27 protein-coding genes and 1 pseudogene are annotated in these 26,132 nt (G+C 36.4%); 3 read left to right on the top strand and 25 right to left on the bottom strand.

Going from position 1 to position 26,132, the window contains the following annotated elements; genetic code table 11:
• Nucleotides 1-38: 38 nt before the first annotated feature.
• The 3 genes from J7Q78_RS08620 to J7Q78_RS08610 all read right to left on the bottom strand — a co-directional run bounded on the left by J7Q78_RS08620 (nt 39) and on the right by J7Q78_RS08610 (nt 2,339).
• Nucleotides 39-848 (bottom strand): WxL domain-containing protein, encoded by an 810-nt coding sequence (locus tag J7Q78_RS08620; RefSeq protein ID WP_208422997.1) that lies wholly within the window; start codon nt 846-848, stop codon nt 39-41.
• Nucleotides 849-879: 31 nt separating this feature from the next.
• On the bottom strand, nt 880-1,635 hold the full coding sequence (locus J7Q78_RS08615; RefSeq protein WP_208422998.1) for a WxL domain-containing protein: 756 nt from the start codon (nt 1,633-1,635) through the stop codon (nt 880-882).
• A gap of 293 nt (nt 1,636-1,928) precedes the next feature.
• On the bottom strand, nt 1,929-2,339 hold the full coding sequence (locus tag J7Q78_RS08610) for a MarR family winged helix-turn-helix transcriptional regulator (RefSeq protein ID WP_208422999.1): 411 nt from the start codon (nt 2,337-2,339) through the stop codon (nt 1,929-1,931).
• Between the two features lie 1,009 nt (nt 2,340-3,348).
• Between J7Q78_RS08610 and J7Q78_RS08605 the strand changes: the two genes are divergently transcribed.
• From J7Q78_RS08605 to J7Q78_RS08595, 3 genes are read left to right on the top strand one after another with little or no spacing between them, the layout of a single operon-like run.
• Complete coding sequence (locus J7Q78_RS08605) at nt 3,349-3,765, top strand: hypothetical protein (RefSeq protein ID WP_208423000.1); 417 nt, start codon at nt 3,349-3,351, stop codon at nt 3,763-3,765.
• A complete protein-coding gene (locus tag J7Q78_RS08600) occupies nt 3,765-4,241 on the top strand; it encodes a hypothetical protein (RefSeq protein ID WP_208423001.1) in 477 nt (158 codons plus the stop codon). Before J7Q78_RS08605 ends, J7Q78_RS08600 begins: the two co-directional genes overlap by 1 nt.
• Entirely contained in the window at nt 4,238-4,492 is a 255-nt protein-coding gene (locus J7Q78_RS08595) for a hypothetical protein (protein WP_208423002.1), read from the top strand. The genes J7Q78_RS08600 and J7Q78_RS08595 overlap by 4 nt, the downstream gene beginning before the upstream one ends.
• Nucleotides 4,493-5,055: 563 nt before the next feature.
• Here the strand turns inward: J7Q78_RS08595 and J7Q78_RS08590 are convergent.
• The 22 genes and pseudogenes from J7Q78_RS08590 to J7Q78_RS08485 all read right to left on the bottom strand — a co-directional run.
• Nucleotides 5,056-5,328: a BRCT domain-containing protein gene (locus J7Q78_RS08590; RefSeq protein WP_208423003.1), complete on the bottom strand. Its 273-nt coding sequence runs from the start codon at nt 5,326-5,328 to the stop codon at nt 5,056-5,058.
• Entirely contained in the window at nt 5,300-6,058 is a 759-nt protein-coding gene (locus tag J7Q78_RS08585; RefSeq protein ID WP_208423004.1) for a DNA/RNA non-specific endonuclease, read from the bottom strand. The genes J7Q78_RS08590 and J7Q78_RS08585 overlap by 29 nt, the downstream gene beginning before the upstream one ends.
• 58 nt (nt 6,059-6,116) lie before the next feature.
• Complete coding sequence (locus tag J7Q78_RS08580; protein WP_208423005.1) at nt 6,117-8,204, bottom strand: type IA DNA topoisomerase; 2,088 nt, start codon at nt 8,202-8,204, stop codon at nt 6,117-6,119.
• A 157-nt stretch (nt 8,205-8,361) separates the two neighbouring features.
• Nucleotides 8,362-9,618, bottom strand: coding sequence for an ADP-ribosyltransferase-containing protein (locus J7Q78_RS08575; protein WP_208423006.1), 1,257 nt, complete (start codon nt 9,616-9,618; stop codon nt 8,362-8,364).
• Nucleotides 9,619-9,683: 65 nt separating this feature from the next.
• Entirely contained in the window at nt 9,684-11,789 is a 2,106-nt protein-coding gene (locus tag J7Q78_RS08570) for a DUF3991 domain-containing protein (RefSeq protein ID WP_208423007.1), read from the bottom strand.
• Nucleotides 11,790-11,805: 16 nt separating this feature from the next.
• Nucleotides 11,806-13,293: a MobP2 family relaxase gene (mobP2, locus tag J7Q78_RS08565; RefSeq protein WP_208423008.1), complete on the bottom strand. Its 1,488-nt coding sequence runs from the start codon at nt 13,291-13,293 to the stop codon at nt 11,806-11,808.
• Entirely contained in the window at nt 13,290-13,700 is a 411-nt protein-coding gene (locus tag J7Q78_RS08560; RefSeq protein WP_208423009.1) for a hypothetical protein, read from the bottom strand. Before J7Q78_RS08560 ends, mobP2 begins: the two co-directional genes overlap by 4 nt.
• Nucleotides 13,693-14,061 carry a hypothetical protein gene (locus J7Q78_RS08555; protein ID WP_208423010.1) on the bottom strand — a complete coding sequence of 123 codons (369 nt, stop codon included), beginning with the start codon at nt 14,059-14,061 and terminating at the stop codon, nt 13,693-13,695. Before J7Q78_RS08555 ends, J7Q78_RS08560 begins: the two co-directional genes overlap by 8 nt.
• A gap of 190 nt (nt 14,062-14,251) precedes the next feature.
• On the bottom strand, nt 14,252-15,109 hold the full coding sequence (locus J7Q78_RS08550) for a hypothetical protein (protein ID WP_208423011.1): 858 nt from the start codon (nt 15,107-15,109) through the stop codon (nt 14,252-14,254).
• A gap of 2 nt (nt 15,110-15,111) precedes the next feature.
• Nucleotides 15,112-15,387 (bottom strand): hypothetical protein, encoded by a 276-nt coding sequence (locus J7Q78_RS08545; RefSeq protein ID WP_208423012.1) that lies wholly within the window; start codon nt 15,385-15,387, stop codon nt 15,112-15,114.
• Entirely contained in the window at nt 15,377-16,024 is a 648-nt protein-coding gene (locus tag J7Q78_RS08540) for a hypothetical protein (RefSeq protein ID WP_208423013.1), read from the bottom strand. Before J7Q78_RS08540 ends, J7Q78_RS08545 begins: the two co-directional genes overlap by 11 nt.
• A gap of 77 nt (nt 16,025-16,101) precedes the next feature.
• A complete protein-coding gene (locus tag J7Q78_RS08535) occupies nt 16,102-16,614 on the bottom strand; it encodes a hypothetical protein (protein ID WP_208423014.1) in 513 nt (170 codons plus the stop codon).
• Nucleotides 16,615-16,653: 39 nt separating this feature from the next.
• Nucleotides 16,654-17,763, bottom strand: coding sequence for a lysozyme family protein (locus J7Q78_RS10040; RefSeq protein ID WP_235688092.1), 1,110 nt, complete (start codon nt 17,761-17,763; stop codon nt 16,654-16,656).
• Nucleotides 17,764-17,793: 30 nt separating this feature from the next.
• Complete coding sequence (locus J7Q78_RS08525) at nt 17,794-19,767, bottom strand: VirB4 family type IV secretion system protein (protein WP_208423015.1); 1,974 nt, start codon at nt 19,765-19,767, stop codon at nt 17,794-17,796.
• A 66-nt stretch (nt 19,768-19,833) separates the two neighbouring features.
• A complete protein-coding gene (locus J7Q78_RS08520) occupies nt 19,834-20,733 on the bottom strand; it encodes a hypothetical protein (RefSeq protein WP_208423016.1) in 900 nt (299 codons plus the stop codon).
• A 17-nt stretch (nt 20,734-20,750) separates the two neighbouring features.
• On the bottom strand, nt 20,751-20,990 hold the full coding sequence (locus J7Q78_RS08515; RefSeq protein WP_208423017.1) for a hypothetical protein: 240 nt from the start codon (nt 20,988-20,990) through the stop codon (nt 20,751-20,753).
• 363 nt (nt 20,991-21,353) lie between these two features.
• Nucleotides 21,354-21,953 carry a hypothetical protein gene (locus J7Q78_RS08510; protein ID WP_208423018.1) on the bottom strand — a complete coding sequence of 200 codons (600 nt, stop codon included), beginning with the start codon at nt 21,951-21,953 and terminating at the stop codon, nt 21,354-21,356.
• Complete coding sequence (locus J7Q78_RS08505) at nt 21,953-22,309, bottom strand: hypothetical protein (protein WP_208423019.1); 357 nt, start codon at nt 22,307-22,309, stop codon at nt 21,953-21,955. Before J7Q78_RS08505 ends, J7Q78_RS08510 begins: the two co-directional genes overlap by 1 nt.
• Nucleotides 22,302-24,434 (bottom strand): pLS20_p028 family conjugation system transmembrane protein, encoded by a 2,133-nt coding sequence (locus tag J7Q78_RS08500; protein ID WP_407929566.1) that lies wholly within the window; start codon nt 24,432-24,434, stop codon nt 22,302-22,304. The genes J7Q78_RS08505 and J7Q78_RS08500 overlap by 8 nt, the downstream gene beginning before the upstream one ends.
• Before the next feature lie 111 nt (nt 24,435-24,545).
• Nucleotides 24,546-25,025, bottom strand: coding sequence for a hypothetical protein (locus J7Q78_RS08495; protein ID WP_208423021.1), 480 nt, complete (start codon nt 25,023-25,025; stop codon nt 24,546-24,548).
• Nucleotides 25,026-25,108: 83 nt separating this feature from the next.
• Nucleotides 25,109-25,882 (bottom strand): Fic family protein, encoded by a 774-nt coding sequence (locus J7Q78_RS08490; protein WP_208423022.1) that lies wholly within the window; start codon nt 25,880-25,882, stop codon nt 25,109-25,111.
• A gap of 23 nt (nt 25,883-25,905) precedes the next feature.
• A pseudogene (locus J7Q78_RS08485) lies at nt 25,906-26,132 on the bottom strand (hypothetical protein); the annotation flags it as partial.

Raw genomic sequence — 26,132 nt, 5'->3', positions numbered from 1 at the left:
AGACTATTACTCTCGATCCCTTAATTTTTTTGTTATTATTAGTTAGTATTACTTGGAGTATCAGAGAGTATCCAATTAAGATTTGTTGTATAGTTATCAGCGACTTTAGGAGCTTTTCCTGGAACATTTAATTTAATAGCTGAGGTAGTAACTCCTCGATCACTTCCGTCACCGTTCTTTTCGTCTACTAATAAGTCACTTGTATTGTTTCCAAATCTTAAAATATGAGTCCCACCGGTACCGTTTATTCCAGAATCGTTTGCAGGGCTACCAGTCATCAAAGTAACCTCTTCACCTGGATTGAGGGTAAAACTATTAGTTGCTGTTATACCTTCGTCACTTGTATTTTGACTGACATGTATACCAGAATTAAATGTTAAGTTTGCACCATCTAAACTAATATTTTTTTTGGCAGATTTAAATTGAGTATCTTGTTTTACAGACAATTTCCATCCGCTAAAAGATCCTCTATTATCTGTAATCTGAACAAAATTTGGGCCACTTGTTGATGTACCGGAATTTGTTGTGTATTTCTGTGCTAATGCGTTGTAGCTTCTATTTGTTGCAACAATGGCTTGGCTGCCAAAGTCTAAGCTTGATGCAAAATCTATAGATAACGGCCCTTTTGTACCTGGAGTTGCATTGCTTCCATCAGGATTTTGAGGTGTAATAGGCTGTGTGGGATCAGGATTTGTGGGGTCAACAGGTTTGGTTGAGTTAGCCGAGGGTAAATAATTAATTTTCCCGTCAGTATTATATTGATTATTACTTGCAGCATTTGCTTGCTGTAAAGTATTAATGCTAAAGAATCCAGTCAGCGTTAAGCTGGAAAGTATTAATTTATTCATTGTTATCCTCCAAAATACTTGTAATAAATTATTATGCAACTGTGTTATCTGGTGTTTTATTTAAAGACCATTCCAATGATGCTGTGTATGCTCCAATTTTTTTAACAGAAGCACCAGGAACAAATAATTGTACTGACTCTTTTCCTTGTTCTGCGGTAGATCCAAAACGGGTTACCCATGTCCCTTCACCCTGGCCTTTTTCAGCAGTTGTAATGGGTACAGCATTCCCTGGGACTAGTATTACATTTGAATTTGTTGTTGGCTTAATAGCGTTTGAACTGCTAGAAGTGATTGCTTCTAAGTTTGAAAGTTTGATTTGAGCTCCTTTTAATTCATCAGAATTATTTTTAAGTTGGTCTAATTGTTTTACACTTAATTTCCACCCTAAACTTTCACCAGTATTGTCAGTTACTTGAACGTAATTTGGCTTATCAACTGAATCTGTATCTGATTTGTTTTTCCCTGTAACTAAAGCTGCGTTATATGTTTTATCATTAGTTGTAATGTCTTGTACCCCAAAATTGAACACTGATACAAAATCAATTGATAAAGGCCCTTTTTGATTACTTGGCTTATTCGGATTATCAGGGGTAAAGTTGCTGTCTGGATTTGTTGGATCTACCGGGCCTACTGTATTATCATTTGCTTTAAATGTTACACTTGCATTTGAATTTACTTGTGAAGATGGTGTTTTAGCATTTACTTTATCTGGACTTTCAGTAACTGATGACAATAAACACAAAGTTGATATACCACTAAAAAACAAGACGCTTCTACTTAGTTTCATTTTTATCACTCTTTCATAATATTTACTTTAAGAACTTTAAGGAGAATAATACGATACTTGGAATTACTAAACTATTTGCTATTAAACTTGAAGAATCATTAGTAAATCTTTTTCGGAATTATTGGTTTCCAATTAACCATATTTTTCCATGATAGTATAAGTTATTACTGTATATTGGTTTGTAAAAATTTATCTTGTTATCATTTTTAAATAATTTCCAAAAAACTGATGTGTGAATCAGTTGTATATGCGAAACTTTCCACCATAAAATACTAAAGAAAACAAGGTATACGTTAGGCGTTATTTATAAGCTGGCTAACTTCCGATAATAACTTTTCTAAGTTTTGAATGTCTTCACACGTGAGTAATATATATTTTTTCAAGCTATTAATAATTTTTAGATACATTACTTTTCCCTTGTTTGTAACAGCCAATTTGATAACCCTTTGATCGTCATCGTCTCCTCTAAATTTTTTTACATAGCCATGTGATTGTAAAATATTTAATCTTCTAGAAGTAGCTGGCTTTGAAATCATTAGAATTTCAGAAACTTCTTTTGGTGTTAAATAATCTTTTCTGTAGAGAACATCAATCATAACAAAAGATGAAAAACTGATATAGTAAGATGCTGTTATTTTTTCTAACTCTATTAGGACCCTTTGATTAACTCTAAACCATGTTATTAAATTATTTTGACCATTCATTTTACACGTCCTATAAAATCATTATAGTTTTTAGCACACAATTGCTGGCTGTTCAATATAATTTTGCGCAATGTTTTTGTGCTAGATTACCTTTCTAACACATGTCACCCACTAATACGACTAGTTTTTAATATTTCCAATAATTAAACTCCCCTTGAAAATGGTTTAATGGCTTGCATGTTATCCATCAATTTATTAGGACGAGTAATAAATTACTAATTACCTTAAAATGGTTTCTTGCCACTCCTGTCTATAAAATCCCTCCCTTAAACTCTATTACCATATCATTTATTTTTTTTCGTTGCAAAAGTGTGTATTAATATATAATGATTAACGCTAATTACCAAGGGTTGTTACTAATTTTATAAAGTAATTATATAACCCAATAATTTTTAATGCAGATATCGAATGAAAATACTTGTGTGATTGATGACATTAGCAATATACATTAAAGGAAAAAATCTCGTAATCACTGCTGATTACGGGATTTTTTGTATTGATAGACTTGTTTGATAAATATGCGGTAGCGGCACAATTGAATAGATTGAGATTGCAGTATTCGATATACTTATAAGCGCTAGAATCGCTTTTAAAGTCTTTGTCAGCCAAAGATTTATAATTCCCTAGATTTGTCAGAATAGCCACTATTTGCTTTATTAGAGGTAATTTGAGAACAGCCGCTTAGTATTAAAAGAGAAGAGAGCGCAAATAATGTTAAACTTTTAAATTTCATTGTTGATCCTCATTTCGTAATTTGTTGTTTAGGCTTATCGTGCTCCAACCACCTCCACCGCACGAACACCTAACAGTCGCAAGCGACTGTTTTAAAGCCAAAATGAAGTTCCTGGTGTCCAGGAACCCCATTAAAGAAAAAACCTAGCGTTCCAAAAAAATAAGACAACCTCAAGCGCTACGCGTGCTCCACGCTGTTTCGCAAGGTTGTCTTATTTTTATTCCACGCTTCTTAAGAAAGCGTAAGCTAGCTTAAAAATTAAAAGGGAGTGTTACTATGAAAACACATTATGACGATTTTACTAAATTACCAATGGCTAAAATGGCACAAGAAATGTCAGATATGACTTTCTTATACAAAGAAACACGTGTGCCTACAAAGCATTATAAAGAATTGTTAAGTAAACCATTCGAAGAATTAGTTGAAGAAAGTATCGCGATAAATCTTCTAAATACTTACTACAAAACGTTGAAGACATTAGTTGATGAAAATCCTAAATGGTTCATGCAAGCTTTATTGTGTATCGACATGAAAGTAAAACCAAGCACGATTAAAGCTGAAGAATATCAGTCACTTGAGCTGACCTACGCTAAATTTCAGGAGCAGAAAGCTAAACATATTGACCTTGAATATTTAGAATTGTATAAAGAAATACGCGATACTGGCGCGTCAGAAAGCGGGGCTTTAAAATAATGGCTAATATTTCATCAGCACAAGGACAGATTGTCATTAACGAAGAACTTTTACTCAATGGAGCCTATGCGGTCCAGACCTTTTTAAAACTAGTTTCATTGAGTGCAAACTACGTTGATTATGAAACCTATATTGATTTTGAAAACAGTATAAGCTTGCTTGAAGATGCAATAAAAGACGTGTATGAATTGTCAATAGATTTTGATGGCACTGGACGTTGGTCTTATACGAATAATGTTGAGTCCTTTTACGAAATGTTAGAGTACGTAGCAAGTCAATATCACTGCGAAACAGAGTTTAGAACTATGATTGAGTATTTTACAAAAAGTGGCATTCCGATAGAAATAAAATTTGTGGATATGGAACAAGGTGCCGAGCTTTATTATGGCGCAATGATTGAAATTCTACCGTATGTCAACGAAGAAACACAAGTTGCCACAATGACAAGAGAGCGTGGAGAGGAGTGGCAAAAATGATTAACTTAATTACACAATCTCAAGCAAGTTACTTATTGGAGAATTATCAAAATCAGACTGTTGGTGATATATTATATGGTAAATACATTGTTCAAGCTAACGGGCGGTTTATTGCTATTGACAATATAAATGGTCAGGCATTCACAGAAGATTTTCAAACCTTATCTCAAGCTGTTAACTGGTTGAATGAAAGGTTTGAAATCGACGACTATTTATCTGGCAAAATCAATGAAAATGGAGAATTCTATTAGTATCATAAGTAATAAATTCGTGATATAATAAAGGCATAGAAAAAGGAGCTATGCGACAACATAGCTCCCTCGCAGTCCGTTTAAGACGGTAGCGTAGTTTTAAATCAAATAGTTTAACCTAAATAATCGTCAACCGGCTAAAGTTGAGACGGTTATTTTTTTTGGTTAAATTTCAATATTTCAACTACTAAGCTAGCAAATGTAATTGCAAGCATTAGAGCATCATATATAGACATGTTCTCCTTTCTGGAGTAACACTTATTAACCATAGGCATCACCCCACTTTCATGGAGATTAGCCACCGTCATTAACTTACTGCTTGTAACTATTATACCATACAAAAGCGCTAGAAAAACCTTGTTATCAAGGGTTCTAGCGCTTTTTTGATTAGGGTTAAGGTTAGTTTTAAATTAGGGGTGTATGACGTGGTTTTTGCGTCATACACCCCTAATTAACGGGGGCGCTGCGCTCCAACCGCCACCGCCGCTTGCACCCCGAAACAGACCGATTTTTCTATTCAGAACAGGTAAAGTAGTTAATATTCGTTTGACTTTAAGGAAGTACTAACTGTTATATGACCAACTAGTTAGCTTATAGGCTGCCCACTCTAAAAACTGTTTTTCAGTAATATTAGCGTAAGTTAACTTTTTAGTTGAACTTTCATCTAGTAAGGTCTTTTGAATGGCCCCGACAACAACATAATCAAGCTTTTGGTTCATACTCGGTTGAACTTGAGCACCTAACATTGTTGCCAGCGCTTTAGCGTCCTTACGTTTTAAACTTTGTAAAGTGCCAGTAAATATGATTTTACGCTGCGTTAGCTCCTTGATCGCCATTTTTTGTAACGCTCCCTGTTTGATAGTCAATCTGTTGATCATCTTGGATATTTAGAATATAGACATTGAATTTAATCTGTTGATCTTCAACAGATTGCGCTTCGATTTGAAGCCCTCTAGCTAATAACTCATTATCTTTGAAGATGGGTGTCACGCGATAAACAACATGATGATTTGTCCGTTCAAGATAATTCTTAACCCCCTTTTCAAACTTCACTTTATAGGGTTTTTGTAAAGATTTGGTGGTTGTTACCTGGTTACGTTGGTCATTAGCGCTATTATACAACATTGGACTGATTAAGTAATTATGTTGGAGTTCTTGACTACCGGAGTCGCCGGTTGCTTGCCAATTAGTGGCTTCTTGTGGTTTTTTAGGAAGAGTTGCTTTGCTTAACGTAACCGTCGCAGTTCCCACTCGACCTAAGGCATCTAGCGGTGATAAGGCTAAGCCAGCTTGGTTTTTAAGTTCGGCAGCGGTAAAGTTTGGTTTATTCTCTCGGTTCCCTCTGGGGGCCACCCGCATGGCCTGACTAGCCCCGTCATAACTCTGATCAGCTAAGCTAACATTGGGATTGATGTTAGTTATCTTATTTAAAGCAAAATCGATACTATTGAGGTAGGCTTTGCCTTTTTGAATATAAAAGTAACTGACAAAAGCTAGCCCTGACAGTAGTAAAATTGACATGATAATGATAATAGTCTTTACGATTGGATTCATTGTTTTTTTCACTGGAGATTCCTCATTTCAATAAAATTTAAAAAGCGCCTATCTCAGGGATAAGCGCTTTTTATGCTTTGTGCTCAAAATCAAAAGTGACCCGGTAATCGGCATCAAGTTTTAATCTGGCATCGAACTTGCTACCTTTTTTACTGGTAAATCCCTTAATTAAGCGAGTTTTACCTTTTGTAATTAAGGTTTTAATTTGATTGGTGGTTAATTTCTTCTTAGCGATGGTTGGCCAAACGATAAAGTCACACTTGTTATTGTCACACTTAGCGAGCTTGGGCTTCAGTACAACATTCCCCTGTTGGCACTTGGGGCAGGTCCCAATCGCTAGCTCATTTTGATGGCTAACGGCTGTGACTAGTTTATTAGAAATAGGTTGGCTTTTAATCTTGGCGACAGCTGATTCAATATAGTTTCTATTTTGTTCTAAGAAGCGCTCTTGTGTCATTTTTTGTTCAGAAATTTTAGACAGGGCTTTTTCCCAATTAGCGGTCATTTCTGGTGACCCCAGTAAATCATCTTTTATTAAATCATAAAATAGCCGGCCTTTTTCCGTTGGGAACAGTTGATTTTTCTTCTCGGTTAAATAGTCACGTTTAATTAAGCCTTCCACAATACTAGAACGCGTCGCTGGGGTCCCTAGACCTAACCGTTCCATTAAACTGTTTTTACCACCTAATGAAGCCGGTGTTAAGCGCTTAGGTGGTTTTGTAGCCCCTTCTTCAATTCGCAAAGTCACCTCAACCGTTTGTTTTTTTTGATAGCTTGGTAACACGACCTTTTCTTGTTTATCACTATTCATAAATCGGTGCCAACCTTGATTAACAGGCGTAATACCAGATTGTGCTAAGGTCACTTGTTTGTTTTTTAAAGTTACTTTGGTGGTTTCATAATCGTAGTCTGCCATAAACATCATTAAAGTTCGTTGAACGATGGCTTTATAAACCTTATTTTCATCATCTGAAAGTTGGGTTAAATCAATGTTAGCTTGCTTTAAGGGAATCAGTGCATAATGTTCCTGCACCTTTTGGTCATTAACATATTGCAGTCGTGGGAGTTGATTGGTCATTTCTGATAATTCAACCCCAACGATTGGCGCTAATTGGCTTAAATTAGATTTTAAAGTGTTAAAATCACCATTCGTAATAAATTCGCAAGCCGTACGTGGATAAGAGACCAACTTCTTTTCATATAGAGATTGAACTAGACTTAATGTCTTGTCGAGAGCAAATTGCCAATGACTATTTGCATAGCTTTGAATACCGGCTAGGTCGAATAATCTTGGTGCAATTTTGTGTTTTAATTCCGTTTTGATCTCTTTGACTTGAAAGTTATGAACATCTTCAGACAAGTTATTTTCGGCTAATAAGTGCATTAATTCGTCCTTAGTATCGAATTTTTGATCATGTTTAAATTCAATAACTTGTTGGGAATCAATTTGATGGTTTCCTTTTAACTGATAGAAAGGCATCGGTTTAAAGGATTTAATCGCAAGATCGTTGCGTACAACCTCCGCTAAAACCGGTGATTGAACACGCCCTGCTGTGTATGTGCCTTTTAAGTGGGCTTGTTGTAAGTGTAGCGTATAGGCTTGAGTTAAGTTAATCCCAACGTTCCAATCGGCTATTTGGCGAGTTTGAGCTTCCACAAAATATGGGTATGTCTTGGAAGCCGGTAATAGATTTTTAAAAGCTCGTTGGAATTCGCTTTTTTGTAAACTGTTGTACCAAAGGCGCCACTTAATTTTTGATTTAAGTCTTGCCTTAATAAGGATTGAATAGGCAATATTCTCACCTTCACGATCAGCGTCAGTCGCGATAATAATCTCATCAACCGTTTGGAGCGCTGCCTTAACATTGTTGAACTTTTTTCGCTTATAGCCTTCCTTGGCGACTTCAAAGCGATAATGCGTTGGTAAAAACGGTAAATTAGCTAAGTCCCATTTTGTGTACTGATCCCCATAACTAGCCATATCCGCTAAACCTACAACATGTCCGTCTGGCCATGTTATAACCGCTTTTCCGCCTAAAATAGATTGATTAACTTCGATATAGCCATTCTTTAAGTCCTTTTTGGTAATGGTTCCGAGTGCTTCCGCCATATAAGTGGCAGCGTCTTTCTTTTCCGCTAAAATACCATAAATAGTCATTTTAATAACTCCTATTCTGTTAGGCTTGCAATTCAAGCTAACTTTATATATTATACTAATTACGCCTAAGATATATTTTTTCATTCAATTTCTTTATATTAGTTCGCTAATACTAATACTTGAAAGCTCCGACCGTTGAGGCCGGGGCTTTTTTGTTTTATTCTATGCCGATAGATTGGTCAACCGATCTTTTTGTTCGGTTTGGCGAATGATAATCCATTTCAGAATGTACTGCGTCATTCGGCGTAAAAGTAACTTCCTTATCAGCCAACTGTGGACTATCTAATAAGTCTCTAATAATCTGGCCACCCTGTTGATCACCACCAATTTTCAAAGTAGTGGTCCCATTTTCGGATAGCTGGTCCATACCGAGTTCCACTTTATTCTGTTCGCCGTAAAGCATCGTTAATTGTCGTTGGCGACCATCAGCGTCAAACTGTAAGGTCTCGTGATAAATACCTGGTTCAAGTTCGTTTGTCTTAGTTGTGGTGTTTTGATAGTTCTTTTGAACTAACGTTTCAACTTCTTGATGGAAATCACCATTATAGATTGTTGCCCTTGCATCAATTGTCGTGAATTTATTTGCTTCCCTTTCAGTTGTCATGTTTTTTGTAGAAATCTCAGCGTCGTCATAAAATTTATCGATTGATTTGTAGTTTTTAAAATGCCGTGAAATTTCTTGTTCTATTTCTGCAAGTTCAATACCTTTTCTATTTAAGTCATAACTTACGTCTCCGTCCATAGATAAGACATCTGAGATTATAAGCTTTCCTTCTTCTTGAGAAATATAAAATTTATCATTTCCTTTTCCATGTGTTGGTACTAAATCTTGTTGCAGCCAGTTGTTAATTTCTTCAGGAATTTCTTTTTCATAATTAGTAGATTCGATATTTGTAATTTCAACATTCTTTGGATTCAAAATTGTATAGACATCACTATTCAAACGTGTCTGGTCATGCGAGATAATGTGCGTATAGTCGCCAACAGATTCAAAAGTTTCAGCAGTTATTTCTGGATCACCAGTTGCTGAAGCTAAATCATTAAATAGATCAACATCGTTGTCGTTTTCACGTAAAAGCTCAAGTGCTTCATCTTTTACGAGTGAATACCCAGAATATTCAACGTCCCCATAGTTGGACAATAGGTCGGTTTCTTCATGAAGTTGATCAATAATCTTTGATAATTCTTGGTCACTAACAGTCATGCGATCTAGCGATAATGGTTTTTTTAAATCACTGGCAACTTGATAGATATAACCAGGCTCATCAGTCAGCTGAGCGTACATAGCTGCGACATCTTGGTCCGGTGTCGTATAGATACCTGCGCCTTGCGCCGTACCATTTTGGCCTAGATGTTTTAAATCAAATTCTGAAAATTTTTGTGTGCTACCGTGGTAAAGAGTTGTTTTTGTCATGTTAGTCTGTCCTTTCTGCAAAAAAAGAGAGGTGCCTACTAGGCACCTCTCTGTCAGTTATTTAATTAAAGTCCATTTTCTTGTTCATTTTCGACTTGGTGATGGTTTTGCTTGGTCAATGGCACCTCGCTAGTAGTTTCATTATTGGCGGTATATGTTATTTTCTGGAAACTTAATCGGGGACTACTAATCAAAGACTTCAAAAGCGCCGCTTCTTGGTCATCACTTGACATGCTGAGGGTCGTCACACCATCTTCAGACTGGTGATTCTGACCTAAATCAATTTGGTTTTGTTGACCATAACGGACCTTTAGTTCATGTTCTTGATAGGCGGTATTAAAGATTATGGTCTCTTCGGTCATACCAGGCTTAACTTCGCGACGACTAATTTCAGGCTCTGAGTAGCGGTCTTTAATGACTGATTCGATTGTTTCGTGGAAGTCGCTACCATAAATAGTGGCGGTTGCTTGAGACGCTTGAGCTGTTTCTTCCTCAGCCGCATTTACTAACTGATTACGCTGTTCAACTTCTGGTTCAGGTTCTTGTTGGATAGGAATTTCTTCCTCCTTAGTAGTCTGATTGTTTGTTGACGTGTTTAATTCATTAGTTGATTCAATAGTGGTTTGTTCGTCAGCCGCTAGATGATTTTCGAATTTTGGTAAAGTTTCAGAAATGTAATCTTTAATCATTAATTGTTGTTTTTGATTTAGTTTTTCTAACGGTTGCTCTTCATAACGCCAGTCTTTAATCCGATCGACAAGGTTTTTTGTATCCAAATTCAAACCATGACTAATTGAAAAAGCAACCAGGTCAGCGTTTAATTGCTTAATCGCTACTGGTTGCTTTTCAATAAATTCAGTATTTAAGTTTAGTTGTGCTTGTTCAGGGTGATTAAATGATTGATGCACTAATTCACGGATAATGGTGGTGGCATTTTGATCTTTAGAATTATTTGGATTTAATAAAAGTTCGCGACTATCTTGCAAGTAGACACCAGCTTCTTGGCCGTATTGCTTAGTGAACTGTTGGGGGGACAAATTATTTTGGACTGTGATACCTAATCTGGCTGACAGTTGATTCAAGCGCTGACTAACTTGTTGACCAGGAGTGGTTTTTAGTTTACCCACTTGCGTTTTGTTTGATACTTTATTTAAAACATCAATGAAGTGTGCATCAGGTGATATTTCAGAAGATAACGCCGCATTTTTTTCTGCTGAAAGTTGCTTATTCTGCTTCCTTAAAACGTCGTTGTAATCTTTACAATCTGGTTCATTTGGTATCCCACTTTCAAAACGAACGTCGCGATCATCATAGCGACAAGTATACTCAACTTTAGCAAGATCTTCATAAAATCTTTGGCCTGCTTCATCATTGTCGACACAAATTTCAATCGAATCGGGTGCAGCTTGGCGTGTTTTAATATTATTGACTAAATAGTTGTTGACGACGTTTTGTTTTAAACCCTCCATCGAGACTAACAGGGTATCTTTTAGCTCAGGGTGTAGGTCACGATATGACATAGTATCAATTGAGCTTTCAAAAAATTTTAAGTTACGGGGTTCCCCGATTTGATAACTCATACCAAAATTAGGTGTTGAATTTTTTTGAATGATTTTACGTGTTCCACGCTTACCATATTTTTCATAATTAATCGTGGTGCCTTGTTCACTCGCCCCAACAATTTCATTTGGATTAGACCCGTGCCATTTGAACACGGCATTGCCAAAGTTATCTTGCACTAAAATACCGGCTTCATAAAATTCGTTGATCGTTTTTTTCGAAATCCCGCGAACTTCATGCAGATATTGTGGCACACGATCAAACCGGTCAACTTCTTTGTTTTGATATTGATAAGGTTCAGCAACAAAATGTACCTGCTCTGTCTTTAAGTAATTTTTATCTTCATCTAATAGTGTTTCAACTGCCTTAATACTGCTGTGCGGCGCGTCGTCATACATGATTGTTTGAACAAAATTAATTGCGTCACCGCCCTTGTGGTGTGAATTCCAGTAGAAAGTGTTTTTACGCCGATCAATTACTAGTGAGTCATGATCAGCCAATCGATAGTAACGTTCACCATCATTGGTTAGAGCAATGCCGTTTGCTTGACAGAACTCAACAATATCAACCTGTTTTGCTTTTTCAAAATCTTCTTTATTATAATTTGGCATTAAGTAAACCTCCTAGTTAGTAACCATTTGAATAATCAATCTCGCGTTGTGTTTTTTCATAAGCATGGCGAGCCCGATAATGTTCTAGGTCCTCATTCATGCTGCGTTTAAGTTGACGTAAAATTTGATTTGATAATTTCGGTGTTGCTTGTTTTTTTGCATTAAAAAAGCGCTGTTTATCAAATTCGGTTTTTGATAAACAGCGTATCTTTTTACGAGCGGTGTTGTTATAATCTTTTAAATCGTTCAAGATGGCATTGCCCATGCGCTTATTAATATCAGCCAGCTTATTTTTCTCATAGTTTTTAGAATCGCGTGTTGACTCACCATAAATTGACTGGCTAACGACATATTCCTTCTTGACTAAGCGAACATATTCCTTGTAGGTTGGGTTATCTTTCATTAATCTTTTCGTTAGCTGATCAAGCCTTGTTCTAGTTTGATTATCAACTTGGTTGCGATTAGATGACTTATTGGGGTCACCGTAGTGCCATTTATTGCGGTCCTTTGGTAAGCTCCGATAAAGTTCGTTTAATAGGCGTATGGTTTTGGGGTCGGCGACTTGGGCCATTTTTTTTTTGGCTTCCAGCGTCGTTTGGTTTCTTAGTTCACTGATACGCTTTAGTTCTTCATCACGATTCAATAAGTGACTAACAAAGGTTTGTTTCATTTGATCAATTGTCTTTAAACGTCGCTTGCCCTTGGGTTGTTTAAACGTGTGGTCACCGATTTTAGTGTCCATCAATTCCCGGGTATTGTGCAATTCAATCGTTGCAAAATGAATATGCACGTGCTTGGTATTGCGATGGATACTAGCGAACCAAAAGCCACTGTCTTGTAGTTGTTCATTCTCAAAAAAGTTAGTCATCATGTCGCGCGCGACAGATTTTAATTTATCTTCATCTAGATCTTGTTTCCCTTTCAAAATGCCGTTGCGTTTTAAGAACTGATTATCAAAGCTTACGACATCTTGGTATAGAACAGAACCGTTCTTTTGGCCAGTAATAAACTTGTCTTTGATGGCTTCTAAATCAGACGGTTTTACCCTATCAGATTCTAAACTGAACACCCCATTTAATGGTCGGTCAGGTTTAACAGTCTTATGACTAATTTTATCCCGTGCGAATTTAATCCGGATTAACTCGCTTTGTTCTAATGGTGATAGCGTCGCTTTATTTTCTAGTGCTTGTTGGCGAGACATATATCCAACCATTTTAGAAAAATCTAAAACATCATATCGATCAAAGTCATATTGGCCACTCAAAATTTTTTCTGCTTCCAGCGCTCTGGGGTCTTTCGAATTTGAACTTAATTCAATTTCACCAGGTTCATTAAACAGCGAACCGAGACCTACCTCAATTCGTTTTAATTCAATTTGGTCATTAATCGAGTGAGATTCATTTTTTAATAGAGCTTGTTGGCGGGTCAGATAATCAATATATTTTTGAAAATCCTTGGCCTGCGGTAAAACAAATTTTGACGTTAAAATAATCCCTGGTCTCATGGCCGACTACCTAATTTACGTTTTAATAGTTCGTCGAACTCATCGGGTTTAGAAGAGGTATCTTGTTTTGTTTGAGTGTCCTGTAGTTCGGTCTGTGCTACTTTAGTTTTCTTCGGATTAGAATTTTTAGTCACCTGCCGTTTAATGCGACTCTCAACAACTTCTTTGGCCGAGTCGTAGGCGGCTTCACCTAATTCCTCTTTCAACATTTCTAATAAAATCGAAACTTCTTTACCAATCGCTGAATTTTTTTTTTCGGTTTTGGTGTCATTTAATTCAGCGTTCATCAAAATATCACGGAGCGCTTCGGAATAATTAGACACTAATTCGTGTTGTTGAATGTAGCCATCAAGATAGGCTATGTTCCCATCTGATAAGCGCAAATGTTTTAAAGTTAAACTAGTCATCAAGATTACCACTCCTTTCATCGTCAAACAGCAGAGCCTTAATTAAAGCATCGTTACTGTCGATGTACTCCTGTAGTTTGTTTGTCATTAATTTAACTGCTTGGTCGAAGTGATCTTCTTTGTACCTCAAAATCTCTTGTGTCGGATAACCTTCAACAATCGTTTTTAGTAAGTCATTGCGACTTACTTTATAACCATTAATTTTGGAAACTTCCTTCGCTTTCTGGTCTAAAAAGTCAATTGTCCTTTGATTAACATTTCTTATTTTAAGTTCTGGCAAGTCATCAAATCCTTTCTTTTTATCTTGGTAATAAAGAGCATAAGGGAAACTGTCCCCACCTTCATAAGAAAGGTGGGGCATAGGCTGTGCCTATGGGTTTCCTAAACATAAAATCTGGGGACAAATTCCCTAAAAAAACGAGCGCAAAAGATACATGTATCCCTTGCGCTAAACATTGCTATATCAATATTTAGCGTGCAGTATCTCAAACGATACATATCGCATCAGATATACAGTTTTTAGGTATATCTAATGCGATATTCTCCTATATTTACAATTTATTTTCTTCTAACTCTTTTAACTGTTGTTTCAACTTTTTAATCGTATGGTCATTATCTAATTGGTACTGTTTATCTTGGTCGATAGTATTGTTGTAACCATTAATTTGTGATTCATGGGTTTCTTTTTGATCTGAAGTATCATATTGCATATCAGACTTAATGGTCTTAATGAGTTTTTGTTTTTGCTTGATATCTAGATTATAACCAGCATTTTGAGTTTCCAATTTTTTTATTTTTGTATTTAGAACGCTTGATTTATAACTCAAATAGTCATTAGTTTGAATGGCTTTGGTGTTCATTTGGGTTGCATGCGTTGTTTTAAAATCTTTTTGTAAAATATATAAAGTGTAGATTGCATCAGTTTTCAGTGCGCTAGTATCAAGTTTAGTGTTGATCGCTTCCGGCGCAATTTGCACTTTAATGAGTTTGAAATCGTCGGGTACTTGGTCGACAACAAGTTCAATAAAATCATCCTTAACTTTAACCGTGGTGTGCTTTAACGGATGACCAGGGTCAGTAATTGAGAGCACATTGGTGCGATATTTGATATTACTGAGGGTCTCAATTGCATCAGTTGTCGTTGTTGTTTGATTTGCCTCTTGTGATTGATTATCAAGGTCATTTTCGAGGGCATAAGCAATCTTTAAACATTTCGTTTGCGGGTTATAATCCCGTTTAACTAACGTAAAGTGTTCATTACTAATAAATGGTAAAGTCTTAGTTGTATTGTGTTTGGAAGTCGAAGTCGTTCTAAAAAAGGCGGTTAAACTAATCGCTAAAATTCCGATTAAGAAAAACGATAAGACTCTTTTGTAGTACTTGCGGTGTTTATCTTTCTGATAGGCCACCTTTAATCACCTCCGTATTCTTTAATAAAGCAGTCATGAACATTCCTAAAAAGAATCCGGGCGTATTTTTTAGAAGCATGGAGTCTGACTAACAACCACTTATAATCAGGCTCATAGTCAAACCAATCGACCTCTACTTTTTGATAATCGTTACCACTTGCATGTGGGCGTTCGCGTAGAAACTTTTTAATAATGATGGTTTTTTGTTCACCTTCAAAGTAATCAAAGCGCCGTTTTAAATCCGTTATAACTTGCGCTTTACTATCATTAGTTGGCACTTGAATCACCTCCATTGGCTGTATTTTGCATGTCATAGGTTGCGCGACTAATTAAAGTTTTATTAGCTTGTTGGGTTAATTCAATCACCATGCGCATCTTTAAAATCGTTTTATCGGCTTGATAATTGGCGACGACATAGTATTGTGGTTGTTGAGAATCGCTGTTTAAAGCTTGGTAAATTTGAATATTTTGGAAGGAAATTTTAGCGCTTTGATTTTGGTTATCATATTTTTCATTCACATTTTCTGGCGCAATTTTTTGAATCACACCGTCAGTTGCAAGTGGCTTTAAGGTTTTCCGCATGGTTGCGGCCGATTGGCCACCAAGAATCGTACGGACAAAATGGTCAATCGTTGTTGCTGCATTGTCGTTGATTGTCGCTGTCGTGGTTGAATCTTTTTGATTATTGTCGGCACTAATTCGGCGCTTTAACTGGTCAATCTCGTTCTGTTTTGCGATTAAAGCAACGTTGTTGTTTTTACTTTTCTGCTGGTAAGTATTCTTTTGATTAGCAAGTTGACTTTTAAAATCACTTTTACTTGCCATATAAGCAAAGCCACTCATTGATGCAATAATAAAAGACACTAAGGTAATCCCGACTAAAACTAGATTGACTGAACTTGTTTGTTTTTTCATGTTTGACACCTCTTAAATAAATTTGTGAAAATAAAAAAGAACCCGCTTTGGGGTTCTTTTTAACTAAAACAATGATTTTATCTTTCAAAACCATTGTCTCGTGAGCATTGATTATCTTTATGACGATACTTTGCCAACGCTAATATTAACTTTTCATTTTCTTGTTTTAGGTTTTGAACTTTAACTTCTAAAAGACGCTTTTCATCAAGTAATCGCTGATTATCAGCTTGTGTTCGCTGCATAACTTCGTTAAATACCGCTATTTCTGATAGAGCAGTGTTAACTTTATTTTGTTCATAAGTCAGGCCGTTTAACCTGTTAAATTTCTCTTTACGTTCATCTAATAGGATAGTTATTTGACTTTGAATAACGCCCTGATGATGGCTAAGATTGTTTGTATCACTTTTGACACTCTTGGCTACATCTAAAATATTATTGTGATCAAATCTTAAGTCAGTGTTATCTCGATGTAAGTCGTTATGATCTCTTCTTAAACTTTTAGTGTCTTTTGATGCCTTATATAGTATCCCAAAGAGGGTTAGTACTGAAATTACAATAGCGCTCCAATTCATTAGTACGTTCAACTCCATTATTTTCCTCCATTATATTAAAGTTTGACATGATTTTCACTAAAGATTTGGCCGAACCGCAAAGTTGGGTTCATTGCCATCATGATATGTCCGAATATGACAAACGTCACCCGGTTGTGGTTCTTCAATGACCTTGCCATCACCCATGTAAAAAGCAACATGGTGACTCGCACCTTTAGCGCCCCAGAACAACATGTCGCCTGCTTGAATTTGATTTAATGGTACTTCAGTGCCACATGATTCAAGCGATACAGTATACATTGGATAAGGCTTGCCAGTAACGTTAGTTAAAACTAAACCAACGAATCCAGAACAATCTAAGCCCGTTGCGGGATTATGACCGCCCCATACATACGGAATCCCTAGATACTTTTGAGCTTCATCTAGGATTTTATTACCTGATGGAGAAGCACCACCACCTTGTTTCAAGTACTGTCCAACCAGTAAATCATAAAAGAAATTACCACCATTTAAATATAAAAAGCCGCCATTATAAGGTATGGCGACTGGGTTTGGATAGCTATAAGTGGCACCAGTTGTATTGCCTAATGCTGGAGCGACAACTGTTTTAGAGTACACATCGGCGGTCTTTGTAGAGGAATGTGTCAGCCCCTGTTTAGCAAGCCATTCTAAGTAACCTGACCCAAAGTTGTATCCCAACAGTACACCACTCATATCAATGCCATGTGCTTGAGCGGTTTTTTGTGAGTTGTGTAAGGCCATAACACCATAGTGAATACTCTCCGGCGGACTAAAATAACCCGGGGCGTGTCCTTGACTTTCTGACGATTGCATCACGTCACTACCTTCTCCTCGAGTTTCAACAGCCATTATAGCCAAAACATATGGTACTAAGTCCGGACAGCCCTGATCATTGCATTCCTTTACTACAATACTGCGATAACTTTCGACCTTTGCAGGTAAATTTAGGTTCGTAACCGGCCCATTATTGATGTTATCGCCTGAATTGTTATCTTGAGAAGCTCCGCCAACAATGGCAATAAAAGTAAAAAGGACTATAAACGCAATTGCTACGCTGATTAGTCCGACGATAATTGTCGACCAAGACAACCATTTTTTTATTTTTCGAATCTTGTTTAAAAGCTCTAAGTTCTTATTTAGCTCACCATCAAAATTCTGATCCTCCATCAAAACAACCTCTTTTCATAAGTTTATTGACTATTGACCACCTTCGAAGCGACGTAATTGTGATTTGTCGGGTTCAAATTGGACCTTATACGTTTCCTTAGCGCCTAGGTTAACGACTGCTTGACCAACCTGCAGACTAGGTAACATGTTGTATTCTGAATCAGTAATTGAATCTCCTAACAGGCGTTTAACGGCCGGAATCGTACTAGAATCAGTTCGCATCAACACTTTATTTTGTGTAAATTGAAGCACCGTTTTAATCGCTGCTTGTGCTTCGCCAGTCGCATTTTCAGGGACCATTTCTTCTGGTGATTGTGTCGCTAGCCATAATCCGGCGAAGAACTTACGCATTTCACGTTCAAATCGCGAAACAAATTGGACAGCAAATAACATGTTAGTATTGACAATATTGTGGCATTCATCGAGGAACAAAATACAACGAATAATGTCCTCATTTTTGATTTTGTTTTGATCATATAAGTACTTCATTTGAATCCCATTCTGCAAGGCATGGTTCCACATCATGGTTAAAGCAGTATATATCTGACAGTGGAAGATTTCAGCCGCTTGGCTTTCTAGTTCACCTGTACCAAAAACAACAATTTGCTTTGCTGATAAGTCTGAAATTGTAGAGTGGCCATCAAAGATATTGCCATAACTCGTAATCGCATCGGTCACTGTTGATTTAATCGACTCTAACGCTTCCAACTGATTTGGTGTCGCATTTTCTGGTAAACGTATTTGTTTTAAATAGGCCAAAAATTCGCTTAATGTTGGGTATGCTTCAGCCTTCAGCCCCGTTATTTTAAATTGCGGATTAGTCTGAAAATCTTTCGGTAATAGTCCAGTTGTCATATAGAATTGGCTCAAGTAAGTTCTTAATTGTTGAATCATGTAATTATTGAAACTGGGGTTTAGAAACCTAAACTGATCCGAAATACGTGAAATATTTTGGGTAAAGGACTTGGCCTCATCAACCTTGAAAGTCCCGCGATCAATAATTGTGGCAAAGATTTCTAGAGGGTTAATCATACCGTCCGAACCGTCCAAATTAACATAAGCCCCGTTCTGTTTCTTAGTTAAAGTCTTAAAGTCACCAACAATATCGATCGCCCGGACTTTATTACCAGCGCCAGTCATGGCTTCTTCAATCATTTTTAAAAGGTTGGATTTACCAGCCCCCATCATACCTAAGACGGCACCATTATAAGATAGTCGGGTGTTTGTTTTACCGAAAATATCCCAAATAAAAGCACCACCCGTTTGGGTGGTGCCATAAGGATAGCCGTTTTTATCCAGTAAACTTTGATGGTGGAATGGTAGCCCACCACCGATGTTTAAGCTGCGGATTGAGAATGGGGTCCGATTATTTAATAATTCTTTTTGTTCTTTTAGATTTAAGAATAACGCTTGGTATTGAAGGCTAGCCTCAAATAAGAAGACATTCGCCTTATAATCATAAGTTTGGATTTCGGTACGAATAGCGTCGGTTCGTTCCTCCAATAACTCTCTTGTCGGTGCGTAGATATAGATTCTCAGACGAATTTGTTTAGCGACTTCCCCACCTTGGGTTAAAGCGTCGGCGTAAGCTAACATGTCTAAATATTCCGATTTAGACTTTTCTTGATCAATGGTTTTGTTAGCGTTCTGTGAGCGATCCAATAGTTCGTTCAAACCAGCTTCAATATCATTGATTAATTTATCTTTGGGATCAGTCATTGTATCGAGGGTTGAAATTGTATATTGATTGTTCATCATGGCCGACAACCAGGCAAACTTCGGTAACTTACTAAAGCCATTGATTTCTAAACAGTTAAATAACCCATCACTTTCAACTCCGGAGACTTCATCGAAATAAAGGCCACCTTGTGGCGCAATCTGTTTCAACCAATCTAGGTCATAGCCTTCTTTTTCTAGGTTCACTAATTGCTTCCGTGTAAATTTATTATGCGGATCAAGCGGCATACCCGCCTGTCCACGAATTTTATCAATAATTTCTAACAAATGTTGTTCACTCCTTATTTGATTGTATTAAAAAAGCCGAATCTATTAAGATTCAGGCCCTCATTTTTATATATAATTTTTTGTTAGTTCTTTCGCAATTGCGAGTAATTGAATATTTCGATGTTCACTTTCCTGGATTAAATTAACAAGATCGTTGGCTTCAATTGGGATTGTTTTTCTAAATATGGTATCAACATGTCCAGCATTGTTTTTGGAAAAAACCCAAAAATCAATCGTTTCTTGCATACTTTCGCCTTTAATCGTTTGTTGATGATTACAAAATATAAATTCCAAGCGAATAAATTGCCCTGGTTTATTTCTAATTTGAACCAAGTCTGCGGAATACGCTGCTGGTTCTAGTGCGATATCCGTACATTTAGTGTGGATAGCTTGACTTAAAGCACTGTCTTTATAAAGATATCGTCCAAATAAAGGAATTGCCGGTGAACTTTCGCCTAATATCCAGGGAATATTATTAAGTGTCGCTTGGCGATATAACCAGCCTTCATCTAATAAATAACTTTCCAACATTTGTTTCGCTAAGTTACGACTAAACCTCAACCCCGTCCTTTCTTCCAATAGTTTGATAACACAGTCAAAATAATCACGCATAGCGCGTAACGTCCTATTCGCTAATGGGCTTTTAGGACTACGCTTACCTGGTTTTTTGACCCAGCTAGGATTAGAAAAAGGGCACTCTAAATAATCGATTTCAGAGTATGGGGCTAACCCGATAACGTCACCTTTATTATGTCTGCCATACGGTTTTCTACCAGATTCACTTGTATTTTTTTGTAACCCAACAATCTGAATTGGATTATCACATTTAGGGCAGACTGCATAATATGATACTGTATTGACCTGTTTCTGTACGTAAGGTTCTTCTTTCAATGTTTTTTCTTCAAAATTCACCTTAGTAATTTTGTAAGCTGGGTTAATGCCAGTTTTTAATTTAAAAATATCCAATCGAGCACCTCATTTAGCTAATAGGCATTTTTTACATCTATCCACCAATTATCTGACAATGATGGCACATAACCTTCTGTTTCAGCTACCCGCAAACAGCTCAAAACAACAGATAGGGGCAGTGCAAATTCATGATCACGATCTTTCATCATAAATAACAATGCTTCACTACAATCTTGACCTTGCGTGTGGTCTTCAATTTGCCACTGACCATTTTTAAGTAATGGGTTCGCTTGATTTGTACCTTCTTTTGCCATTTATTTTACCTCTTTTATTGTATATTTGTAATTATTCTTTTTGTAAGTTGAATTATTAGTCTTTTCGCCACCAACCACCGGTTTATTAAACGAACTCGACCTTCTCGTGCGTCTCTCAGCATTAATTTTTCTTTATTATTATTAATTATTCGTAAACTATAGATTGTTGATGCTTTATTAGTGTTATATTGCAGTTAAAAGAAAATAATAAGTAGGTGCATTGAATGATTAACTTGATTATTTGGGAAATTCTCGTGATTAGTGTTCTGTTAAAAAAATTAAAAGAACGTAAGAAGAAAAAGGAAGTAACTTCTAATTAGAAGCTACTTCCTTTTTTCAATCTAGCACTTTTTAAATACTGTTTTATTCACTTTCATCATTCATATTATTCATACGATAAAGAATATGGGTGACTTCTTCTTTATTACACATCTGAAGACCAAAGTCACGACTCCCAACAGCCTGTAAAACTCTAATCTTTTTAATTAAACTTTGTTGACTATCAGCAAACACAATGTAATAAAACTTTAGATCGACTTTATTTTTCTCGATATCTTCTAGCTTACCAATCGTTGAACGACTAATCTCGTTCATAACTCGAGCGCTATCAGTATTCTGATTAGTGACCAGTTGTTTAGCGGAAACTTGACTCTTGTGCTTCCAATATCCAATTTGTTTAGGAACGGCTGTTTTACGCGACATTGAAATTAACTTTAGCGGTTCACTATAAATCTTGTTAAGGCGCGTATAAGCATCTGCAAAAGTTGCTAGCTCGTCATCATTCATTGAATCTAAATCAAGTGTCTTGACAGATAAAAATGCCTGACAAGTATCATCTTTTTTAATAACAATTCCTTCAGGTGTACAACGTTTGTAAGGTACTGCATTGAGAATTGACGTATCTCCTTTGTGATTAAAAAAAGAGCCTACTGGTTCATTTAATCCTGATTCAATTTTTTTCATTAGTAATCTCCATTTCGTTTAAAATTACGATAGTTATCTAAATCTTTAGCATAATTGTGCATTCGATCTAACGCATAATAGTGTTTCTGATCCATTACAAAGCCATATAATAGTAGCTTAGCATTCGGTTCTTTAGGATTGTGAGAACTATGTTTAACTAAAAAAATTGTTAGACAGAATGAAAGAACTGTAATTCCTAGCATTTGCCAAGAATTCATATTAAAAATTTCGGTTAATTTATAAACGAGGATTGGAACTACAGCACATATAATAATGTCGAATAACCGTATCATACTCCCAATCATCATTGGCAGCTTAACATCTCGAATATTTTTCATATTATAATACTTATCCACGGTTCATTTCCTCCAATCGACGTTGAACTTCAGCTTTAGTTTTAGGGGCCTTTTTAGGAACCGGTGCTTTAGCTGTTTGTTGACGTGCGTTTATCTCTTTTGGCGCAGTTACAGTTTTTTGATCACTTTGGCCATTAACCGGACTTTGAGCAGGTACTGCTGGTGTTTCTGGGTGCACTACCTCGTTCAGGTCTTTTTGACGCGCAACCTGTTTGTCATTAGTCGCTTCCGAATCAGCACTTGGGGTATTAGGATTTGGACTAAGTGGTGTATCAGTGTCTTGTGCTTCCATAACTGGCTTGTTATTTGCTGCTTGTTCATTAGGATTTGGTAACGTTGTTTGTTGGTCACGAGCTTCAGCGGCTTGTCCTTGACTGCCAGCTGGTAAGTCTTTAGACATTTGTTTTGGCGTATTAGATCCACTTGTTGGCGTTACTTCAGCTGCTGTGTCAACTTCTGGTAAAGTGCCACCGCCGCTTGGAGTCATCGTTATCTCACTTGGGGTATTATCCACTCCAGGTTTACCCATATGTTGACTATATTTATCGACTCCGGTATTTTGACCTGACTTATAAGCCTCTTTCATATTATCAACCGCTCCACCAACTTTATCTTTGATACCGTCAACCTTATCTTTTACACCGTTGACAACGGCTTTACTTGTATCAACAACCTTGTCTTTAGCCATACCAGTGCCATCTTGAAATGCACCATCAACTCCACGAACGCCAATATAACCAGCTGTTTTTGCTAATGCCTTTGGAATATTCGTTTTCTTGATTGAATCACTAGCATTATCTGTATCACCAGTATTAACATCTGAACCTCCACCATTATTTAGACTAGCTGTTGCACCATCGTTTGGTGTACTATTCCGGTCTTTAATTGACTTAATACCTTCTTTACCTTTCGTTCCAGCACCTTTAAGTAATCGTGTCGCCACTGTTGTTGCCGCAGCCGCTTTAAATAAACCTGATCCGGAGCTTTTAATTGATGTATCAACACCAAAATATTTTAAGAACTTCTGTGACCCAAATAGTAGCAAGACTGTCGCCGCAATTAGACCCAAGACATATAGCAATGGATCGGTTAACTTATCTGCGATATAACTTAACGCAATGACATAAAACTTATATTCAATCCCTAAAGCGGCAATTAGAATAATCATTTTCAATAGATCACTAATGACTTCCTTAGTACGTTTGCCACTTTCTAAATCTGTCGCGTAGACAAAAGGTGCAATTAATGCCGCAATTCCAATGGAGAGAATTGTATAGATCGTCATATACAAAATAAAGGCTTTGGCGATTGCCAAAGCCCCTAGTCCTGGAATTAATACAATGCCTTTCGCTGAATAACGTGCATAGCCGGGATCATAAACTTTGATTAGTCCTTGATCATCAGCAATTTTAGTAGCAATTTGATTTCCATTAGTATCGTAATTTGATCTATATGCCAAGTAGCCCATTTCCTTGTTATCTTCTTTTAACTCATCTACTTTTTTATACGACAGTATAGCTGACATATCAGAACTCTCAAAATTATCTTTATTTAAACTATTCTGACTTGCTTTATCGCTCTTCCAACCATTATCAGCCACTTTAAATAAATCGGTTGTATTATTTTTGATCAACGTCATAGCCAAATCATTCTTAGTTGTTTCACCAGTAACTGAGGTATATGTTTTTTCGGATATATCAAATAAAGTATCAATAATTGAACCAGTACCACCAATTAAAATAACGGCAATAAAGACCTGTGTAATGATCTTTTTGACTGATTCTGAACTGTTGGGAAATAAACTTTTTTTAAAAAACGCCCATGTCAAGAAAAAACCCATTAAAGCCGCAACTATCCCACCATTAATAATCGCTGAATTTAAATCAGTAAAACCGGCATCATGTAATAAGCCTTTTAAATCAAACACTCTCGGCATCAGTTTGGCCAACCATTCATTGATTGTATAGAAAAATCTAATTATACCCCACTTACACTTTGCGAGAATAAAGCCCCATAAATCCTGATAATGCAGTATATCTGAATGTTTCGTTAGAAATTTAAGGGCCGTCTTCGCTTCCTCATCATTGTCACCCCACCATGCGGTGGCCAGTAAAAAATTGTTCATATTAAATCCTTTCCAAAAAAAGATACCCCTTGTAAAAGGGGTATCTTTTTTTATTCTTCTATTTTAATTCCACTGTTCACATGTTTGACGCTCTCATCGTACTTATCAATTTTATTTCTGAATTTTTAGATCGTAGGTGCTGCCACCTTGTACATTTTGATTTTTTTGTATATTTCTATCAATTCTTTTAGTCGTCAACTTTTTCTTGTTTCCTATACAAATAGTTAGGACAGAATTTTTATTTTTGTTTCGCTTTATTAATGCCGCTGTTTTACCGTCTAAAAACTTATATGGTCCATTTCCAGTACTTTGAATTTTGTATATAGCATACCTTTTATCATTTGTAGTATCAATTTTTTCAAATGAAAGATAATTTTTATATCCATTAGTAGTATCAGTAGCGGTTATATGATTGGGTGTTTTTACTTCGAAATGCATATAATCTAACTGAAATTGCTGCCCTTTTTCAGTCAACAATCGATCAACTTCTGATACAGTCTTTTTTTCGCCCATCATACTACTTTTACCACACCCTACAAGTACTAATATTACAGCAACCATAGGCAATAAAATACTTACCACTTTTTTCATTTTCTTCTCCCATAAATAACCTTAATTTTTGTAATTCTAATAAAATTAGTATACCACCACAACTACTTTCTAACTACAGGTTTCTAGTAACCAATATCGTCTGACTGATTCAATTCACGCTTATAGCGAATGGTTTTAAACTCATTTTTGTTTTCTTGAACAATCGGCTTACTCAATTCAAGTTGTCTTTCTTGCTTAGAAGGTAGTACACTCATCATTCTTTTAAATGCTGCTTCTTCAGCTTGTGGATCTTTAGCGTTATAATACCGCATTAATCCGACTACAAAGTCGACACGATCAAGATCGTTAAACGGTAATGTTAAATAATTTCCATTTTCTAAAGTACCATAAGCTGCATTAGCAGCAATCAAGGCCGTTCTCTTATTGCCATCTTGAAAAGGTTGTAATTTAGATAAATCAGCAAAAACCCGCCAAGCAGCTCTCTCTGATTTATCCGAGTCATTGTATCGATCAACAATTTCATCAAGATTATTTTTTGTGACAACTTCAGGAGGAAAATATGATTCACGAGCATGTTCGTCAATCGTAATGGCAATACGATCATCATCATTATAATAAGCATTCCTTAAATGGCCAGGCATATTAGGTTGTTCATCAGAATCACTATTGAATGCTTTATTAATAGCAATAATACCATCAGCAGAAAAACCAATCTTTTTAATGGCATCAATTCCTTTTAAAGAATCTTGAAAGATTGCAATATCGTCAACATTTTGGCGTAGTGGTTTAGTTGATCCTTCATCTAACGCTTTTTTTGTTTGTAAAACAGTACTGCCATAACCGTTTAGTGACCCTAAAGATGTAATAAACTTTGCGAGTGCCGTATTATCTACCATAGACGCTACTCCTTTCACATGCATTATCTTTCTATATCATTTTCATTATCACGGAATTTAGGCCTTAGGTTAGTTTCCTTTGCTGCTTCTTCGATATTCTTTTCGTTTCTTGCAAGAATTTCATTGCGTTGAATTAATGTTTCTTCGGTTTTGTCTGCAATATAATCGACAAAAGGATCCATGTTGCCATCTTTATTACCTGCTTCTAAAGCATCGATATAACTATTGCGCTGTTGTTCGTCACCTTTTA

It is taken from the genome of Latilactobacillus fragifolii, from assembly GCF_905332535.1.
GTDB lineage: Bacteria > Bacillota > Bacilli > Lactobacillales > Lactobacillaceae > Latilactobacillus > Latilactobacillus fragifolii.
Note: the sequence above shows the minus strand (reverse complement) of the source record. Positions and strands in the feature narration are given on the sequence as shown.

Bases quoted from the DNA above. Each gene is read 5' to 3' on its own strand.
- J7Q78_RS08490 (WP_208423022.1), bottom strand. From the start codon at position 25,882: ATGGTAGATAATACGGCACTCGCAAAGTTTATTACATCTTTAGGGTCA.
- J7Q78_RS08500 (WP_407929566.1), bottom strand. From the start codon at position 24,434: ATGAACAATTTTTTACTGGCCACCGCATGGTGGGGTGACAATGATGAG.
- J7Q78_RS08605 (WP_208423000.1), top strand. From the start codon at position 3,349: ATGAAAACACATTATGACGATTTTACTAAATTACCAATGGCTAAAATG.
- J7Q78_RS08560 (WP_208423009.1), bottom strand. From the start codon at position 13,700: ATGACTAGTTTAACTTTAAAACATTTGCGCTTATCAGATGGGAACATA.
- J7Q78_RS08535 (WP_208423014.1), bottom strand. From the start codon at position 16,614: ATGGAGTTGAACGTACTAATGAATTGGAGCGCTATTGTAATTTCAGTA.
- J7Q78_RS08555 (WP_208423010.1), bottom strand. From the start codon at position 14,061: ATGCCCCACCTTTCTTATGAAGGTGGGGACAGTTTCCCTTATGCTCTT.
- J7Q78_RS08595 (WP_208423002.1), top strand. From the start codon at position 4,238: ATGATTAACTTAATTACACAATCTCAAGCAAGTTACTTATTGGAGAAT.
- J7Q78_RS10040 (WP_235688092.1), bottom strand. From the start codon at position 17,763: ATGGAGGATCAGAATTTTGATGGTGAGCTAAATAAGAACTTAGAGCTT.
- J7Q78_RS08615 (WP_208422998.1), bottom strand. From the start codon at position 1,635: ATGAAACTAAGTAGAAGCGTCTTGTTTTTTAGTGGTATATCAACTTTG.
- J7Q78_RS08570 (WP_208423007.1), bottom strand. From the start codon at position 11,789: ATGCCAAATTATAATAAAGAAGATTTTGAAAAAGCAAAACAGGTTGAT.
- J7Q78_RS08600 (WP_208423001.1), top strand. From the start codon at position 3,765: ATGGCTAATATTTCATCAGCACAAGGACAGATTGTCATTAACGAAGAA.
- J7Q78_RS08580 (WP_208423005.1), bottom strand. From the start codon at position 8,204: ATGACTATTTATGGTATTTTAGCGGAAAAGAAAGACGCTGCCACTTAT.
- J7Q78_RS08575 (WP_208423006.1), bottom strand. From the start codon at position 9,618: ATGACAAAAACAACTCTTTACCACGGTAGCACACAAAAATTTTCAGAA.
- J7Q78_RS08620 (WP_208422997.1), bottom strand. From the start codon at position 848: ATGAATAAATTAATACTTTCCAGCTTAACGCTGACTGGATTCTTTAGC.
- J7Q78_RS08510 (WP_208423018.1), bottom strand. From the start codon at position 21,953: ATGAAAAAAATTGAATCAGGATTAAATGAACCAGTAGGCTCTTTTTTT.
- J7Q78_RS08540 (WP_208423013.1), bottom strand. From the start codon at position 16,024: ATGAAAAAACAAACAAGTTCAGTCAATCTAGTTTTAGTCGGGATTACC.
- J7Q78_RS08590 (WP_208423003.1), bottom strand. From the start codon at position 5,328: ATGGCGATCAAGGAGCTAACGCAGCGTAAAATCATATTTACTGGCACT.
- J7Q78_RS08515 (WP_208423017.1), bottom strand. From the start codon at position 20,990: ATGGCAAAAGAAGGTACAAATCAAGCGAACCCATTACTTAAAAATGGT.
- mobP2 (WP_208423008.1), bottom strand. From the start codon at position 13,293: ATGAGACCAGGGATTATTTTAACGTCAAAATTTGTTTTACCGCAGGCC.
- J7Q78_RS08610 (WP_208422999.1), bottom strand. From the start codon at position 2,339: ATGAATGGTCAAAATAATTTAATAACATGGTTTAGAGTTAATCAAAGG.
- J7Q78_RS08495 (WP_208423021.1), bottom strand. From the start codon at position 25,025: ATGAAAAAAGTGGTAAGTATTTTATTGCCTATGGTTGCTGTAATATTA.